This is a genomic window from Corynebacterium sp. LaCa117, from assembly GCF_046717765.1.
GTDB lineage: Bacteria > Actinomycetota > Actinomycetes > Mycobacteriales > Mycobacteriaceae > Corynebacterium > Corynebacterium kefirresidentii.
Window position 1 is genome coordinate 2,549,277 of record NZ_CP177102.1, and the last position, 16,315, is coordinate 2,565,591.

Consider the following 16,315-nt stretch of genomic DNA (forward strand, 5'->3'; position numbering starts at 1 on the left):
TCACTGTCCACCCTTGCGCGGATATCCTGGGTGGTTGTGTTTAAAGGACAAAAGTTATGGGTCTATGGTTTGCACGCCATGTTCGCGTTTCTGCTGGTCTTCGGCATAGCGCGCGCCTACGTGGACGGCCGGCTCGATGCCCGCGTTATTGGCTTAGCCATCGCCCTCGCCGTGGTGTACGCCGCACAACGCTGGTTGCCCACGTGGCTCTGGCTGGGTGGACTTTGCCTCCTGTGGCTGGGCTTGATGGTCCATGCGCAGGATTTCATGTGGCTGGAGTTCCCGCTTATTTTTGTCTTTCTGCGCGCCTTGCCCACCGTTCCTGGGTTGGTCTCCATCGCCATATTGTGGGCGGCGGCCGCTTTCATCCCCGCCTGGCTACATCCTGAGGGCTGGTCCATCGCGGCGGCGGTAGGACCGCTTATCGGTACCGCCTTTGCGGCCACGGTCTTTTTCATACAGCGGCGACTGCAGGCGGAGGCGGCGCACCATAGGGACATCGCCAAGCAGCTGCGCGAAACCCAGGCCGAGCTAGCCGCAAGCGAGCACCAAGCCGGCCGGCTGGAGGAGCGCGAGCGGCTCTCTCGCGAGATTCACGACACCGTCGCACAAGGTCTCAGTTCTATTCTGCTGCTCTCCCGTGCGGCCCGCGGCACCACTGATCCAGCAAACAAAGAAGAACAGCTGGAAATTATCGAGGAAGTCGCCAGCGAGAATCTCGCCGAGGCCCGCCGCTTTGTCCGGGAGCTCGCCGGCCCCGATGAGCGGCTGGAAACCCAGCTCAATTCCCTGCTATCCCAGATGCGCAGCCGCGTGAAAGCCTTGGGCGAAGATACCACCTTTGAACTGGTGGTCTCCGGCAGCGGCAAGGTGCCTGCCCAGATAAAAAAGGTCATTGTGCGGGCCGCGCAGGAGGGTCTCAATAACGTCATCAAACACGCCCACGCCTCGCGCGCGGTGGTCACGCTCGGACTTTTCGAAGATGCTGTCACCCTGGACGTTGTTGATAATGGATGCGGCGTAACCGCCTCCCCTAGCAGGGATAATAAGGATCATGGCTTCGGGCTTACCGGCCTGCGCGACCGCGTGGAGAGCGTGGGCGGCACTATGAACCTAGAATCGGGCGAAGGCACCGCCCTGGCCGTCCGTATCCCGCTGAAGGAGCGAAGCAATGGTTAATGTCATGCTGATTGATGATCACCCAGTGGTCCGCGCCGGCCTGCGCGCCATCCTCAATACCTTCTCCGATGTCGAGGTAGTAATGGAGGGCTCCACCGGCGCGGATGTGGATAAGCTTTTTACTGCGGATGCCCCGCAGGTAGACGCTGTGGTCTGCGATATCCAGATGCCCGACGTGGATGGCATCGCAGCCACCAAGCGCGTAGTAGACGCCGGCGGCCCGCCCGTGCTCATCTTGACCACCTATGACACGCAGGCCGATATCCTCGCCGCCGTGGAAGCCGGCGCGATGGGCTACCTGCTCAAGGACTCCCCCGAGCAGGCACTGCACGAAGCGGTGCTCAATACCGCCGCGCACCGCCGCACCCTAGCGCCGGAGGTTGTGGATCTCCTCGCCCAGCGTGTGGGCCAGCCGCAAGAATCGCTCTCCGCGCGCGAGTTGGAAATCCTCCGGGCGCTATCTAGCGGTTCCTCTAATAAGGAGCTAGCCAAGCAGCTGTTCATTTCCGAGGCCACCGTCAAGACCCACCTCATCCATATTTTCCAAAAGTTGGGCGTGGAAACCCGCACCGCCGCGGTGACCGTGGCACGAGAGAGAAAGCTCATTTGATGCTGGACTGCATAGTCATTGGTGCCGGCCAGGCTGGCCTCGCGGTGGGTTATTACCTGCGCAAGAAGGGCCTAGATTTTGTCCTTCTGGATGCAGAATCCGGTCCGGGCGCAGCCTGGCGCCATACCTGGCCCTCCCTGACGCTTTTTAGCAATGCGGCCTCTTCCAACCTGCCGGGATGGCCCATGCCCCACTACGAGGGCTTTCCACCAGCTAGCCACGTTATTGATTATTTTGCCCGTTATGAACAGCGTTACGAACTGCCCATTCGCCGCCCAGTCCGAGTAGATGAGGTGACCCATGACGGCGCGTGCTTCCACGTTTATGCGGGGGAAGAGAAACTCACCTCGCGCACGGTCGTAGCGGCAACGGGCACGTGGTCCGCTCCCTTTATCCCCTACTACCCCGGCAACTTTGGCGGAAGGCAATGGCATTCAGCCTTCTATCCGGGCCCCGCGGACTTTGCCGGATCTACCGTGGCGGTCGTGGGTGCGGCCAATTCCGGTGCTCAGATCGCGGCCGAGCTCTTACTCTCCGGCGTGGAGACAACGTGGTATACCCGCAGCTCCCCGCAGTGGATGCCCGATGATGTTGATGGTCGAGTCCTGTTTCAGCGCAATCGCGCCCGCCTCAACGCAATGCTGCGCGGCGAACCAGACCCCGGCGCGGATTCGAACCTGGGCGATATCGTGATGGTCCCACCGGTCCAGCGGGCGCGGGATTCCGGGCTCTTGCAGGCCACTCCAATGTTTTCATCCCTCGATGAGGTCAACACAGACCACCTCATCTGGTGTACCGGCTTCCGGCCTGCCCTCCGGCCTATCCGCGGGCTCCTTGCGGGCACCTCCCCTACTGTCGACGGCCTCTTCTTGGTGGGATACGGCACCTGGACCGGGCCCGGCTCCGCGACCATTACTGGGGTAAGCCCCTTTGCTAGGCAGACCGCGCAAGCCGTTGCGAATATATGTGACTAAAGCTATAGGTTGCTCCCCACCCATTCGACTAAACTGCCTCCTCGCAGGTAGTACCAAACGATTAGGGAAAGCTGGTTTATTCATGTCCGCCTGGGATCTCTACGATGACCTCATCGATGCCATTCCCCGTGACATAGTGGTCTCCCGCGCCGCCCAAAACCCGCGGTGGACCCGCGTTTACACCGAAAGTCCTAGCTGCGGCGTGGCCATGACCATGTCAGCAACCTCCCGCCCCGCCCAGATGAGCGCTGAGTACTCCGGCGTTCCCTTACGTGCCATCGCACAGCTGGCCAAGAGTTGGAATTTCTCAGAAGCATCCTTCGGCATGGCTGCGCTCAATTCCTATTACGCCACGCCTTCCGTGGCCGATGAACATGGCTTTGCGCTTGCCGACGCCCCCTGGCCCCACATCTTCGATCCCTTCCGCGAAGCCGTCGCGGGTAAGAAGGTCGCCGTCATTGGCCACTTCCCTTTTGCGCCTAAGGCGCTCAACCAGGCGGCGGATTTTTATATGCTAGAGCGTTCGCTCAATGAGGGCGACTACCCCGATTCCGCCGCCGAGTACATACTGCCCGAGTGCGATTATGTCTTCATTACCGGCTCCGCCTTTGTTAATAAGACCGCTCCCCGCCTGCTGGAACTCTCCCGCGAGTCCTTCAATGTAATCTTGGGGCCCTCAACGCCCTTGGCCCCTATTCTCCTTCAGGACTACGGAGTATCACAGGTCACCGGCATAGTTCCCACCGACGCCGCCGGTATGTTTGAGTGCCTCGAAGAGGGAGATTCCCTCGATATGTTTAATTTCGGGCACCGCGTCAGCCTGGGTACTTAGACAATTACTCCGGCCACAATCGCAGCGGCGAGGGCACCCAAGCCCAATGCGGCCATCCAGCCGACAGCGCGGACGGCGCGCAGCTGCGCCTTTGCGCTCTTGCGGCTAACTAGGAACGCGCCCAAGGACGCTCCAAGGGTATTGAAAACCACATCGTCGACATCGCTAAAGCCCAGTGAGAATAGATATTGGGTAGTTTCGATGCCCAAGCTGAGCGCCATGGCTAGAAGGATGGTTCCGCCACGACCAAAGCGGACGTGGCGCGAATGTTGCCCCATCACTACCAAGCACGCGCCAAGTGGGAAAAAGAGCGCTATATTGCCCAAGGTATTGGTCCACGGTCCCCACCACGGATGAGGGTTATTAAAGCCGTTGAACATTTGCAGATCCAGGCTGCGGCGGGCATGTGCAGAGGCATCGAGCACGCCGGGAATATCAATAAACGGCTTGCCCACTGTAGCTACGGCAATAGCCACCATAACGACCACGCAGGCAACGCCAGCACTGCGCCGCAACGTGCGCTTGACAGGCGCGCCTTGCGCCCTTACCTGGTGCGAAGTGCGGGTGGATCCAGTGGTCGTCATCATAATGCCCAAGTTAACAAGCCTGTCTGAAAAATCCCCGGGAGATTCGCTGTCGAATCCCTGCATCACATTTAACGTACGATGGTGAGCATGAGCACGCTACTAGTAACTCGCAACGAAGATAAAAGCGTCACGACCTCCTTTGAAGAGGGAGAGTTCCTCGGCGAGGGTGACATTACCGTTGATGTTTCTTATTCTTCTCTGAATTACAAGGATGCCATGGCAATCGCGGGCGACCGCGGTGTCATGCGCACCAGTCCCCTTGTCCCGGGCATCGACGTGGTCGGCACCGTTTCCGAGTCCAGCGTAGAGCGCCTACCGGTTGGCACCTTGGTCGCCTCCTTCGGTGATGGCCTTGGCGAGTTCCGCCACGGCGGCTACACCCCGAAGCAGCGCGTTAACTCCCAGGCCACCGTCGCGCTCCCCGCAGACTTCACCGCAGAACAAGCGGCCGCCGTGGGAACCGCAGGTTACACTGCCGCCCTGTGCGTTAATTCTCTGCGCGGGCTTCCCGATGGTCCAGTTTTGGTCACCGGCGCCACCGGTGGCGTAGGCTCCATCGCTGTGAACCTCCTCTCCAATGCTGGCTACGAGGTCCACGCGATGACCGGCCGCCCAGATGACTACTCCCAGTACCTCCACGAGCTAGGCGCCCACACCATTGTGGATCGCGCCGAGTTCGCCGAGTCCGGAAAGCCCCTGCAGAAGGCAACCTACGCCGGCGCCGTCGACACCTCCGGCTCCCACGTCCTGGCCAATGTATTGGCCCGTACCGTATGGGGCGGCACCGTCGCCTCCACCGGTATGGCCGCCGGCCCAGACCTGCCCACCACCGTCTTGCCGTTCATTCTGCGCAACGTGCACCTCGCCGGCGTTAACTCTGTCGACGCCCCGCTCCACTACCGCCAGAACGCATGGCAGCTGCTCGCACGCAAGCTGGACCTGTCCATCCTCAAGTCCCTGACCAATACGATTCCGTTGTCGGACGTTGTCGAGGAATCCAAGTCCCTCCTCGAGGGCACCCACCACGGACGCACCGTTCTTAAGATTTCCTAGGCCACCCCTAGAGACTCTTGCACGGCACCCGCCTTCTTGGCGGGTGCTTTTTGTATACGCGTTTGTAGGCACGGTCACCGCGCGACGCGCTAGCTTTCCGACGTCCCCTCTTTAACTACCCCGCGTAGCAATGTGCGGGAAATCCTCCCCAAGGTTTGTAGGTCTTCATCACTAAGGGTGCCCACCACGATTTCCTCGACTGCGGCGGTATGTCGCGCGATCGCTGCGTTGAAAGCGCCACTTCCCCTTTCCGTCACAGTGACTTCAACTGCACGGGTTCCTAACTCCGGCGCCTCGCGCCTGGAAACCAATTTTCGGGACTCCATGCGCACTAACTGCCGATGCAACCGCGACTTCTCCCACCGAAGCTCCGCCGCCAATTCATGCGGGCGTGTGGAAATCTGGCGCCGACGATTCAGCACGGCCAAGACCGCGTAGTCTGCCTCGCTCAATCTAGAGCCACTCTGCAGCTGCCCAGAAAGCCGCGCGTGGAGCGCTTCCTGCATGGCAACAAAGTCCCCCCACGCCGCACTCTGCTCCACGCGCATCGCATTCCTCCTTTGGGTCTTGTTCTATCAACAGTCTATACTGCAGAGTTGATTTAGCAACTCATTTACTTTCAAGGAGTTGATACACCAACTCCCACTACTGCACAGAGATGTGGGTCTACGGGAACCACAATTTCGCAAACCTATACCTTTGCTACCAAAAGCACTTTTATATTCCTTTTGAAAACCTATCTGCTGAGACGCACCATTGTTTGAGTAGATATGTTCTTGACTTAGAAAGTAAATAGTGAAGTAAATACTCGCGGCAAAGATGCGAGTGCGAACGCAATGACCCCTCCGGCAGAGAGGACCGCAGCGTTTAGAATGGCAAGCATGGATAAGCTATTTAGCACGTGCGGTTTCGACGTCGCGGATATGGAAGAACTCATTGCGGAGCTGCCTACCGACCACGACATGTGGGAGGCGCCCGGATTTGATCGAGTGCTATTCCACGCCGATGCCTCCGGAATGGCAGTCACGGCTATGGAGTACGAAGGGGAGTGGGCCGCAGTTCCTTCCTACCGGGGTGGGGAAGAGGCACCGGGCACGATATATCGCGCAACGCCCTATATCGGCATTGTGGAAACTGGTGGTCTACAGTTCGCGGCGCTGGCGGATGCGCCCTTTGCCCTGCCGGCAGGCAACCCAGTCGGAGGAGAAAAGCTCCAGGGACAGGTGCGGCCGGCGGTTGTGGCTTTGAATTACCAGGTAGGGGAGCCGGAAGAGTTTTCCTTGAACTCGCCCGCTACCGAGCGCTTCTACCGGAACTTCAAGCCCAGCATGCTTAACCCGCAGGTAGAGGTAGCGGGGACTATCGGGGGCGTCGCCAAACACAGCAATGAGCTGGGCATGGGGGAGTTTTGGGTATGCGACCTCGACGGCCTGCCGCTCATTGTGAACGAGAAACTGGAGGTCGGCCAGGGAATCCGGGCACACGGCATAGCGCTGTGCGCCACGGAGTTTTGGGAGGAGTAACTACTTGACGACGAGGTTGACCATGCGGCCCGGAACGTAGATCTTCTTCACTACGTTCTTTCCACTAGTCAGTTCGGTGATCTTGGCATCGGCCAGAGCAACCTCGAAGACCGCCTCCTGGTCGGCATCGGCAGCTACGTTGATGCGGGCCTTTACCTTGCCGTTGATCTGTACCGGCAACTCGATCTCATCATCTACCAGGTACTTTTCCTCAAAAGTGGGGAAGGGCTGATAGGTGATGGTCTCGTCGTGGCCGAAGCGCTGCCACAGTTCTTCCGCGATATGCGGGGCGATGGGGGAGACCAATTGGGCGATTGGTTCGACGGCGGCGCGCGGTGCCTCGGTGCGATAGGTCTTGGTCAGGTAGTTGACGTACTCGATGAGCTTGGCCACCACGGTATTGAGCCGCAGGTTCTCATAATCATCGCGCACTCCCGCGATGGTGCGGTGCAGCTGCTTGAGATCATCCTCGCTCAACTTGGCGTCGGTAGTGGCCAGCTCTCCGGTGTCCTCATTGACGGCAAGGCGCCACAGGCGCTGCAGGAAGCGCTGGGAGCCGACGACGTCCTTGGTAGCCCACGGGCGGGAGGTGTCCAACGGACCCATGGACATTTCATACACACGCAGGGTATCGGCGCCAAAGTCGCGGCAGATATCGTCCGGAGCTACAGCATTCTTCAGGGACTTGCCCATCTTGCCGTATTCCTGATTGACCTCTTCTCCGTTGTAGTAGAACTTGCCGTCCTTTTCTTCTACCTCAGCAGCTGGCACGTACACGCCGCGGGAATCGGTGTAGGCATAGGCCTGGATATACCCCTGGTTGTACAGGCGACGGTAGGGCTCTTGAGAGCTGACAAATCCCAGGTCAAAGAGCACCTTATGCCAGAAGCGGGAGTAAAGCAGGTGCAATACGGCATGCTCGACACCGCCGACATAAAGGTCGACACCGCCCGGATCCTGTGGGCCATGCTGGTCTGGTCGCGGTCCCGTCCAATAACGCTCGTTTTCGATATCGCAGAATGCCTCATCGTTGCGGGGATCGATGTAGCGCAGTTGGTACCAGGAAGAACCTGCCCACTGCGGCATTACGTTGGTATCGCGGAAGTAGGTCTGCGGGCCGTCACCCAAGTCAAGTTCTACCTCGACCCAGTCGCGCACCTTAGCCAGCGGGGGTTGTGGTTCGGAATTCTTATCCTCTGGATCAAAAGAAACCGGCTTATAATCTTCTACTTCTGGAAGCTCCACTGGCAGCATGGATTCCGGCAGGGCATGGGCAAAACCGTCCTTGTCGTAGACGATGGGGAAGGGCTCGCCCCAGTAACGCTGGCGGGCGAAGAGCCAATCGCGCAGTTTGTACTGCACCTTTTCGCGGCCGGAGCCGTCCTTTTCCAGCCATTCGATGGCCGCGGCAATGGCCTCGGCCTTGTTCAGGCCGTTGAGGTCCAGGCCCTTGTCGTTGGAGGAATTAACCAGCGCGCCGTCTTCGGTCCAGGCTTCTTCCTCCACGTTGCCGCCAGAAACAACCTCCGTAATGGGCAGGCCGAAGGTCTTAGCAAACTCGTAGTCACGGGTATCGTGCGCTGGAACAGCCATGATGGCGCCAGTGCCGTAGCCGGTCAGCACATAGTCGGCGATAAAGATCGGGACCTTTTTGCCAGAGACCGGGTTGGTGGCATAGGTGCCAAGGAAGACACCGGTCTTTTCCTTGTTCTCCTGGCGCTCTAGGTCGGACTTGGCGGCAATATCGGTGCGGTAGGACTCCACGGCCTCCTTCGGATCATCGTGGCCATAGGTCCAACGCTCGTCTACGTCATCGTCATAAGGGATGGGGGAGAGGAGGGCGTCGACAAGCTCATGCTCTGGGGCCAGCACCACGTACTCGGCGCCGAAAAGCGTATCCGGTCGAGTGGTAAAGACCTCGATCTCATAGCCCTCAGCGGGGAAGGACACCTCCGCGCCGCGGGAACGGCCAATCCAGTTGCGCTGCATGGACTTGACCTTCTCCGGCCAATCCAAAAGTTCCAGATCATCGAGCAGACGGTCGGAGTAGGCGGTAATGCGCATCATCCACTGGGACAAGTTCTTGCGAAATACGGGGAAGTTGCCACGCTCGGACTTGCCCTCTGCGGTGACCTCCTCGTTTGCCAGCACGGTACCCAAGCCTGGGCACCAGTTCACCGTGGAATTAGACAGGTAGACCAAGCGGAATTCATCGATAGCCGCGGCCTTTTCCTCTTCGGTGAGGTCCTCGTAGTAGCGGCCGTCCTTGGTGGTGCGCTTATTGGCTTCTAGTTCCTTGATGAGCTCTGCAATCGGGCGCGCCTTCTGCTGATCCTCATCGAACCAAGAGTTATAAATCTGCAGGAAGATCCACTGCGTCCACTTGAAGAACTCCGGATCGGTTGATTCCACCGAGCGGCGCGGATCGTGACCCAAGCCCAACATACCCAGCTGGCGGCGCATATTTTCAATATTCGCCTCGGTGGTGGTGCGCGGGTGGGTACCGGTCTGGATGGCGTACTGCTCGGCCGGCAGGCCGAAGGCATCGTAGCCCAAGGTGTGCAGCACGTTCTTGCCCAGCATGCGGTTATAGCGGGCGTAAGTATCGGTGGCGATATATCCCAGTGGGTGTCCCACGTGTAGGCCCGCACCGGAGGGATAGGGGAACATATCCTGCACATTGAGCTTTTCCTTAGGCAGCTCGCCCGCATCGGTGGCGAGCTCGCCTACCGGGTTCGGGGCGTTGAAAGTGCCATTGTCTTTCCAGTACTGCTGCCAGGTCTTCTCGATCTGGTTCGCCAGCTCCGGGGTATAGCGGTACGAGGTGGAATCGCTCTGGGTAGTCATAATCACACAGTGTAATAGCCGCGTGCCGGTGCGGTGTAGTTCGCTGCGCATTCCGCGTCCTACTGGACACGCGCTCCCAAATTCTCCGCTGGACTCACCCCCGGCTTTCGGGTCATTTCCCCCGCTCGCAGCCGAAATGCAGATCTGCATGAAAATGATCTAGGCTGGGGTAAATGAGCCAGGAGAAGTTTCGCAGCCAGCTTTCATCTTTTGCAGACGCAGCGGTATTTCAGGGGATTCCGCACCTGCGCCTCTCCCCAGCTACCCACACTTTGGAGCTGTACCTACCAGCCTTAACCGCAGGTTATGAGCCAGAGGATCCCCAGTGGACCGTGTCCGCTCAGCTGCTCGATGACAGCGAGGACACTCGTAAGTTCTACTACGTGGAGGGCGAAGAGCCCGGGCTGTGGATCAGCATGCCCCACCCCTTTAGTCATCTGAGCGTCTCCTTTGAAGAGCACACCTTGGAATTCGCTGGCGTGGCCAATGGCGGCTTAGTGCTGGATTCCACCCATCGGCCGCTCGATACCACCACAGCGATACCTAAAGGCTCATATACCTGCATCGCCCCTGCTGGCACGGAATTCACCAAGGCTAAGGCCGGCGAGCCTCGCCCACACGGCGCCTGGGAGGGTTGGTCCATCTTCCCGCTAGAGGTGAGCCAGTCCTTCACGGTGGAGGCACCGCAACAAGAGCCCGCCACCATCAAGGTGTCTGGCAGCCCTGACTTTGCCTGGGATATGGCCGTCAAGTCGCTGCCCAATGCCCACGGGCTGGATGGCGAGCTGGTCTATACACAGTCACCTCGCGTCATCGCGAACACAGAGCTCAGCATGGAATTGACCTATGTCCCCATCGGTGGGGAAGAAGAGGCCGTGCTGGAGGATGAGCTACCGGAGGGCATCCACGAGGTGCTCCCGGCAGATGCCTTCGAAGATCCCTGGGTAGGTCGTTACCGCTTTAGCTTGTACAAAGATGAGGAACTGGTGGATATCCAGTACCTTAACTTCGCGGAAACACTGCATATGCGCGCCAAAAACGAGGGCCCGCGCGGCACTAACTTCCGCTTCATCGACGCCCTAGGCAATCTTTCACCGTTTAGCTATGCCTTGGCCTCTGCGCCGAGCAAGCCCATCCAGATGGAAAAGGGCCAGCGCGTCTTTGGTGAGGACGAGAGCGTACGCGAGGAGACCATCGGCAGCGAGGCCGGCTATGAGCTGACCTTCCAGGTGGAACCGGCGACGATTCGTACCCGGGTCAAGCGCACCGCGGCCGAACCAGTCGATTACCTCGATAAACAAGTCATCCTGGCAGACCAGCTCGACGCCGATGCGCTCTTTACCATCCACTCGCCGGAGCCACTGCCGCTAGCGAAGTTCGTGGTCATTGACAAAAACCAGAAGATTAGGGACCTTGTCACGGCCAATGGTTCTACGGAGGCGGCTACCAGCCTATCCGCGCCAAACCGGGCGCTGAAGTCTGCGCTGACGAAAAAGACCTCGCTGGAGCTTTATCTCTTGTGGTCCACGCTCTCCTATGAGGAGTACCTCGAGGGTCTGCCAGAAAAGGAGCGCGCAGCGCACCAAAAGCGCAGCTTTGACCGGCGCGTTATGGAATATGAAGCCACGGCGGCCAGCGACCTCATCTATGCCGCCATCGCCACCGTGCGCAAAGCTCCGTTGGTCTCCCGCGCCACCATCGAGGATGGCATCCTCGTCCCCGAGCAGCCACACGAGGAAGAGGTGGAGCTGCTGGCATGGGCTTGGCCGCTGGGCAATCCCGCAGGCGAGCCGCTGCCACTGGAGCCCACCGAGGAAGGCTTCGAGCTGCCCGAGGAGCTGCTGGACGCCGGCCACCTCATCGTGGACTTCCGCGAGGATGAGCCGGCCAGCGACTTGGCCGCGCCGCAGTACCCGCCGGCGAGCGCGCTCATCATCTTCCAGGATGGTGAAACCGCAAACACCGAGGGTATGTGGCCCACCTACGCGGCTATGCGCCGCCTAGCGCCCAAGGCCAAGGAAACTTTCGAGGCGATTATCAAGGACATTGAGGCCGATCCGCGTGCCAGCATGGATGCCCTCATGGCGGCGGATTTTGAGCCGGGTCAGCGCATGCGCGCTTTTGTCCGCACCGGCTTGGTCTCCCGCAATTTCCGCCGCGAGGAGCCGGCCGAAAAGCCTTCCTCACTGCTGGCCGCGCTTGCCGACGCCGCCCATGACTACATCGAAGCCCACGGCTCCGCCGCGCTCGCGCGCGTGCCGTCCACCGGCGTCGACGATGTCACCCGCCCAATGCTGCTGATGAGCGCCACGGGTGAGGCGCCCACACCATCGACGGCCAGCGATCAGCTCTGCGACGATGCTCACCGCATCACTGCACTGCGCGAATGCTTTGCCAACGACCTCGCGCTCACCCGCCTGGGTACCATCTCCAACCTGCGCAGCACCGCCATGCAGCTGCGGGTAACGCTGCAACAGCTAGGTGTGGATAAGTCCGTACTGCACACCTTGCTCGCGCTTGATGCCTTTGGTGATGGCAATTCGGAGCTCGGCGATTCCGCCTGGATGCCGTTTATCTCCTACGTCTTTGCTATCACGGCGCGCGGCGTGGCCAATGGCAAGCTGGCCGACCCCGCTTTCGCCGCTGCGCTTGACGGCGCCCTCCCGCAGCTAGCTGAAGCAGTCTCCCTCGCGCCGCAGCTGTTTTACCGCGATATTCTCACCGCGGAGGCGCTCACGCTCAGCTAGTGTGGCAGGCATGCAGGTCATTTCCACCAATGTCGCCGTCCGCCGGCCAGACCCGAGCGGGCGGCACGAGTTTTCGGGCATCGACAAGCAGCCGCAATCCTTCATCGATGTGGCCGCGCCCGGCCCCCATTATGGCGACGGTTCCGGCGTGCGCGGCGATATAATTGGTGACACCCAACATCATGGCGGCAATGATAAAGCCATCTACGCCTACGCCCGCGAAGAGTTGGACTACTGGCAATCCGAGCTTTCCCGCCCGCTGGCGTCTGGCTGCTTTGGTGAAAACCTCACCACCCAAGGCGTCGACCTGTCCGCTCTACTCATTAACCAACGCCTAAGAATCGGCACCGCTGTACTTGAGGTATCCGTTCCCCGCCAACCCTGTTCCACCTTTGCCGGCTGGCTAGGGGAGCGCGGGTGGCTCAAGCGTTGGACCGCCCGTGGCGATTGCGGTACTTATCTGCGCATTATTTCCCCCGGCCACATCCAACCCGGCGACAGCATCACAATGGATACGCCACCCAACCATGACATCACTATGCGCATCGCCTTTGCCGCCAAAATGGGCAACCGTACCCTTGCCCAGCGCGTTATCGAGGCCGGCTGCCTGCCCGCGCACCAGCACAACAATCTTCGCACCTAGCCCTATAACGTAAGCCCCCTGGGGCTAGTTTTCAGTCCCTACGCTACGCACCGCACCCTACATCCATATCCTCAAGCGACGATCCCCAGGTGCGCCTAAAGTAAAAGCACACCAGCCTCGATGGCTGGTGTGCTTTTAATGCTTCAGGCAAACAGGGGAGTAACTGTATTACTTACTCTCGTCAAAGTGTAGATGGTGCCCCTTGGCCTTGGGGAAGCGACCGTGCACAAAGAAGTAGTAGATGGCTGCGATGACTACGAGGGCCGCAAGGATGAGGTACATGGTGTCAAAGCCGGTTGCCCCAACAATGGGGCCTAGGCCGAACGGAGCCAGGCCAATGCCTAGGTCCATCAGGAGGAACATGGTGGAGATACCCGCGCCCATCTGTGCGGTGGGTACCGAGCGCACAGAGATGGCCTGGCAGGCGGGGCTGAGGGTGCCGAAACCCAGACCGGTGCAGGCGCCTGCAACCACCAGCATGACGTCGTTGGTGGGGAAGCCCATGAGGAGCAGAGCGATAATAAAGGCTGCAAGGCCGAGGTACATCACGGCGTTATCGCCCTTATGGTCTTGGATGCGGCCCAAAACAAAGCGCATGATAAGCATGGTTACCGCATAACCAATAAAGAACAGACCTGCGCCAGTCACAAGGTCTTCCTTGCGCGCATAAGCGTTGAGATAAGTAACCACACCGGAGTAGGCGATTCCGACCAACAACATAAACAGGCCGATGGGAACCACATTGGGGTGCACGGCATTGCGCAAAGTAAAGGCCGGCTTCTCGGCGGAAACCTCAGCTGGGTAGCGCAGCACCAAGGCCAGGACCAAAGACACGACATTAGCGCCTAGCGCTACAGCAAAGAGCGTGTTGTAGCCAATGTTATTAGCCAAGAAGAGGCCGAGTGCTGGGCCGAAGGCCGTTGCCAAGGTAGTACCGAGGGCGAAGTAGCCAGTACCCTCCGCGCGGCGCTCGTGCGGAATGACGGACTGTGCCACTGCCATAAGCGCGGTGGAGGTCAAAGCGTAACCCGTGCCGTGCAGGAAACGGACGATAATAAGAACGGCGACGTTCTGTGCAAAAAAATACGCCACAGCAACGACTGTGACGAAGACTAGGGAGGTCAGGGCGGCCTTCTTGTGGCCTACGCGGTCCACGAGCCAACCGGAGAATACGCGCATGCACGTCGCACCGAGAACAAAGGCGCTGGAGGCAAAACCACCCACGGTATCCGATGCCCCGAAGCTCTCTACTGCGTAGAGGGCCATGGTGGTCACGGACAGGTAGAAAACCAAAAACTGACAGAAATTAGCTACCCACGCGAGAACGAACGTGGGTGTAATCAGCTGCGGCTTATCCGCTGCAGATTCTGTAGACGTCATATACTCACTCCAAATAACAAAAAGAAAATTCCCTCTCCACGAGCAGGCCATGAGGCCACGCTGCGCAGTCGAAGGAAATACGAATTAAATTATACGGATAGGAACTATACGCCTCGCAAGCTTCAATGGTTAATCAAAAAGCCTTCTTGTTCTTTTTCGGCCTCGCTTTTTGCAGCCCAATGCAAACAATATTGACAGCTTGAGCAGGATAAATGCTTTGGTTCGGGAAGGCGGGCTCATTTTTAATGAATGTTTACATTATTAAGCCGCAGCCGGGCCCCGAAAGGGAGCCCGGCTGGCCTGTGTGTCTTTTCAGACGCTTGCGTTTCTAAACATTGGCATAAGGGTCACGGATGCCCAAGTATTGAACTGAGGTATATTCCTCAATACCTTCGGCGCCACCTTCGCGGCCCAAACCGGATTGCTTGACGCCGCCGAATGGGGCAGCGGCGTTGGAGATGACGCCGGCATTGAATCCCATCAGGCCAAATTCGAGACCATCGGCCACGCGCCACAGGCGGTCTGAGTTTTCCGTAAAAACATAGGACGCAAGACCATATTCCGTCTCGTTTGCTAACTCTAGGGCTTCCGCCTCCTCGCTGAAGGTAAAAATAGGTGCAACTGGACCGAAGATTTCCTCCTGGGCCACGCGGGTTTCACGTGAAACATTGCTCAAGATCGTGGGGGCATAAAAGTGACCCTCACCTTCGCCGCGCTTGCCACCGGTAACAACGGTGGCACCCTTTTCCACTGCATCATCCACTAAGGCGGCAATATTGTCGAGCGCCTTGGCCTCAATGAGGGGACCGCAGGTAACGCCTTCGTCCAGGCCATTGCCCACGACGAGCTTGTTAAACTCCGCCGCCAACTTTTGCGTAAACTCCTCCGCCACGGACTCGTGCACTAGGAAACGGTTGGCCGCGGTGCAGGCCTCACCAATATTGCGCATCTTCGCACCCATGGCCCCTGCTACGGCCTGATCGATATCCGCATCCTCAAAGACGATGAACGGAGCATTGCCGCCCAGCTCCATGGAGGTGCGCAGCACATTATCCGCGGCACCCTTCAGTAGAGTCTTGCCCACTGGGGTGGAGCCGGTGAAGGAAAGCTTGCGCAGGCGATCGTCGGCAAGCAAAGGCTCCGAAATGGCTGAGGCAGAGCTTCCGGAAACCACATTGAGCACGCCCTTGGGCAGGCCGGCATCGAGCATGGTTTGCGCAAAGTACTGCGTAGTCAGTGGGGTGAGCTTGGCCGGTTTCAGAACCATGGTGCAGCCTGCCGCAACAGCAGGCGCCACCTTGCGCGTGGCCATCGCGAGGGGAAAGTTCCATGGGGTAATTAGCAGGCATGGCCCGACCGGCTTGCGGCGTGTGACCATACGCAAAGTGCCCTCCGGAACGGGGGAGTAGCGGCCATAATCGCGCGTTGCCTCTTCGCTAAACCAGCGCAGGTACTCAGCACCATAGGTGACCTCACCTTGAGACTCGGCAAAAGGCTTTCCCATTTCAAGTGTCATCAACGTCGCGAACTCATCGGCGCGCTCGTGTACCAGCTCGAAGGCCCGGCGGAGGATATTCGCCCGCTCGCGCGGAGTGGTTCGTGCCCACTCATCTTGCACCGCACAAGCAGCATCTAGAGCGGCTACCGCATCAGCGGAATTAGCTGATTCGAGCGTGGCAATGGTCTCTCCGGTGGCGGGATTTTCCACCGTGAAAGTCTCGCCGGAAGATGCCTTTCGCCACTCGCCTCCAATCAAAAGTTGGGTAGGAACCTTTGCCACTACCTCATTAGGGCTCATAGTCATTTACATCACCTTTCTTCCCTTTGTTAATGCACCCAACAGTACCCCACTCGTTTCTTTAAAGTCCCGAATACGGATACTGCTGCGAGAAAGCCAGCTCGGGCTGCGAGAATATTTATCGGCAATATCTTCCGCGGTA

General features: G+C 59.1%; 13 protein-coding genes. 8 read left to right on the forward strand and 5 right to left on the reverse strand.

Annotated elements, in window-relative coordinates; translation table 11 throughout:
* Window positions 1-78 precede the first annotated feature (78 nt).
* From ACLI1L_RS12245 to ACLI1L_RS12260, 4 genes are all read left to right on the forward strand, one after another.
* Entirely contained in the window at window positions 79-1,179 is a 1,101-nt protein-coding gene (locus ACLI1L_RS12245) for a sensor histidine kinase (protein WP_244169533.1), read from the forward strand.
* Window positions 1,172-1,789, forward strand: a complete 618-nt coding sequence (locus ACLI1L_RS12250) for a response regulator (protein WP_394285942.1) — start codon at window positions 1,172-1,174, stop codon at window positions 1,787-1,789. Before ACLI1L_RS12245 ends, ACLI1L_RS12250 begins: the two co-directional genes overlap by 8 nt.
* Window positions 1,789-2,763, forward strand: coding sequence for an NAD(P)-binding domain-containing protein (locus ACLI1L_RS12255; protein WP_086588360.1), 975 nt, complete (start codon window positions 1,789-1,791; stop codon window positions 2,761-2,763). Before ACLI1L_RS12250 ends, ACLI1L_RS12255 begins: the two co-directional genes overlap by 1 nt.
* An 82-nt stretch (window positions 2,764-2,845) precedes the next feature.
* On the forward strand, window positions 2,846-3,595 hold the full coding sequence (locus ACLI1L_RS12260; protein ID WP_086588361.1) for a DUF364 domain-containing protein: 750 nt from the start codon (window positions 2,846-2,848) through the stop codon (window positions 3,593-3,595).
* Here the strand turns inward: ACLI1L_RS12260 and ACLI1L_RS12265 are convergent.
* Window positions 3,592-4,182, reverse strand: coding sequence for a VanZ family protein (locus ACLI1L_RS12265; RefSeq protein WP_411707695.1), 591 nt, complete (start codon window positions 4,180-4,182; stop codon window positions 3,592-3,594). The genes ACLI1L_RS12260 and ACLI1L_RS12265 overlap by 4 nt on opposite strands.
* 78 nt (window positions 4,183-4,260) lie before the next feature.
* Between ACLI1L_RS12265 and ACLI1L_RS12270 the strand changes: the two genes are divergently transcribed.
* Window positions 4,261-5,235 (forward strand): MDR family oxidoreductase, encoded by a 975-nt coding sequence (locus ACLI1L_RS12270; protein WP_411707696.1) that lies wholly within the window; start codon window positions 4,261-4,263, stop codon window positions 5,233-5,235.
* A gap of 89 nt (window positions 5,236-5,324) precedes the next feature.
* On the opposite strand, the gene ACLI1L_RS12275 is transcribed toward ACLI1L_RS12270, so the two are convergent.
* A complete protein-coding gene (locus ACLI1L_RS12275) occupies window positions 5,325-5,783 on the reverse strand; it encodes a MarR family winged helix-turn-helix transcriptional regulator (protein ID WP_411707697.1) in 459 nt (152 codons plus the stop codon).
* Between the two features lie 333 nt (window positions 5,784-6,116).
* On the opposite strand from ACLI1L_RS12275, the gene ACLI1L_RS12280 reads away from it, so the two are divergent.
* On the forward strand, window positions 6,117-6,758 hold the full coding sequence (locus ACLI1L_RS12280) for a hypothetical protein (RefSeq protein ID WP_411707698.1): 642 nt from the start codon (window positions 6,117-6,119) through the stop codon (window positions 6,756-6,758).
* Here the strand turns inward: ACLI1L_RS12280 and leuS are convergent, their stop codons facing one another.
* Window positions 6,759-9,605 carry a leucine--tRNA ligase gene (gene leuS / locus ACLI1L_RS12285; protein WP_411707699.1) on the reverse strand — a complete coding sequence of 949 codons (2,847 nt, stop codon included), beginning with the start codon at window positions 9,603-9,605 and terminating at the stop codon, window positions 6,759-6,761.
* 173 nt (window positions 9,606-9,778) lie between these two features.
* Here leuS and ACLI1L_RS12290 point away from each other — a divergent pair, with 173 nt between their 5' ends.
* Both ACLI1L_RS12290 and ACLI1L_RS12295 read left to right on the forward strand, forming a co-directional pair.
* Complete coding sequence (locus ACLI1L_RS12290) at window positions 9,779-12,352, forward strand: hypothetical protein (protein ID WP_411707700.1); 2,574 nt, start codon at window positions 9,779-9,781, stop codon at window positions 12,350-12,352.
* Between the two features lie 10 nt (window positions 12,353-12,362).
* A complete protein-coding gene (locus ACLI1L_RS12295) occupies window positions 12,363-12,995 on the forward strand; it encodes an MOSC domain-containing protein (protein ID WP_411707701.1) in 633 nt (210 codons plus the stop codon).
* A gap of 168 nt (window positions 12,996-13,163) precedes the next feature.
* Here the strand turns inward: ACLI1L_RS12295 and ACLI1L_RS12300 are convergent, their stop codons facing one another.
* The gene (locus ACLI1L_RS12300; protein ID WP_086588367.1) at window positions 13,164-14,375 is read right to left on the reverse strand and encodes an MFS transporter; all 1,212 of its coding nucleotides are present in this window, start codon (window positions 14,373-14,375) and stop codon (window positions 13,164-13,166) included.
* Between the two features lie 328 nt (window positions 14,376-14,703).
* A complete protein-coding gene (locus ACLI1L_RS12305; RefSeq protein ID WP_411707702.1) occupies window positions 14,704-16,179 on the reverse strand; it encodes an NAD-dependent succinate-semialdehyde dehydrogenase in 1,476 nt (491 codons plus the stop codon).
* Window positions 16,180-16,315: the final 136 nt, after the last annotated feature.

Excerpts from the sequence above, each read along its gene's own strand:
- ACLI1L_RS12280 (WP_411707698.1), top strand. The coding sequence starts at position 6,117 with ATGGATAAGCTATTTAGCACGTGCGGTTTCGACGTCGCGGATATGGAA.
- ACLI1L_RS12250 (WP_394285942.1), top strand. The coding sequence starts at position 1,172 with ATGGTTAATGTCATGCTGATTGATGATCACCCAGTGGTCCGCGCCGGC.
- ACLI1L_RS12245 (WP_244169533.1), top strand. The coding sequence starts at position 79 with ATGTTCGCGTTTCTGCTGGTCTTCGGCATAGCGCGCGCCTACGTGGAC.
- leuS (WP_411707699.1), bottom strand. The coding sequence starts at position 9,605 with ATGACTACCCAGAGCGATTCCACCTCGTACCGCTATACCCCGGAGCTG.
- ACLI1L_RS12295 (WP_411707701.1), top strand. The coding sequence starts at position 12,363 with ATGCAGGTCATTTCCACCAATGTCGCCGTCCGCCGGCCAGACCCGAGC.
- ACLI1L_RS12270 (WP_411707696.1), top strand. The coding sequence starts at position 4,261 with ATGGTGAGCATGAGCACGCTACTAGTAACTCGCAACGAAGATAAAAGC.
- ACLI1L_RS12275 (WP_411707697.1), bottom strand. The coding sequence starts at position 5,783 with ATGCGCGTGGAGCAGAGTGCGGCGTGGGGGGACTTTGTTGCCATGCAG.
- ACLI1L_RS12305 (WP_411707702.1), bottom strand. The coding sequence starts at position 16,179 with ATGACTATGAGCCCTAATGAGGTAGTGGCAAAGGTTCCTACCCAACTT.
- ACLI1L_RS12260 (WP_086588361.1), top strand. The coding sequence starts at position 2,846 with ATGTCCGCCTGGGATCTCTACGATGACCTCATCGATGCCATTCCCCGT.
- ACLI1L_RS12255 (WP_086588360.1), top strand. The coding sequence starts at position 1,789 with ATGCTGGACTGCATAGTCATTGGTGCCGGCCAGGCTGGCCTCGCGGTG.
- ACLI1L_RS12265 (WP_411707695.1), bottom strand. The coding sequence starts at position 4,182 with ATGATGACGACCACTGGATCCACCCGCACTTCGCACCAGGTAAGGGCG.
- ACLI1L_RS12290 (WP_411707700.1), top strand. The coding sequence starts at position 9,779 with ATGAGCCAGGAGAAGTTTCGCAGCCAGCTTTCATCTTTTGCAGACGCA.
- ACLI1L_RS12300 (WP_086588367.1), bottom strand. The coding sequence starts at position 14,375 with ATGACGTCTACAGAATCTGCAGCGGATAAGCCGCAGCTGATTACACCC.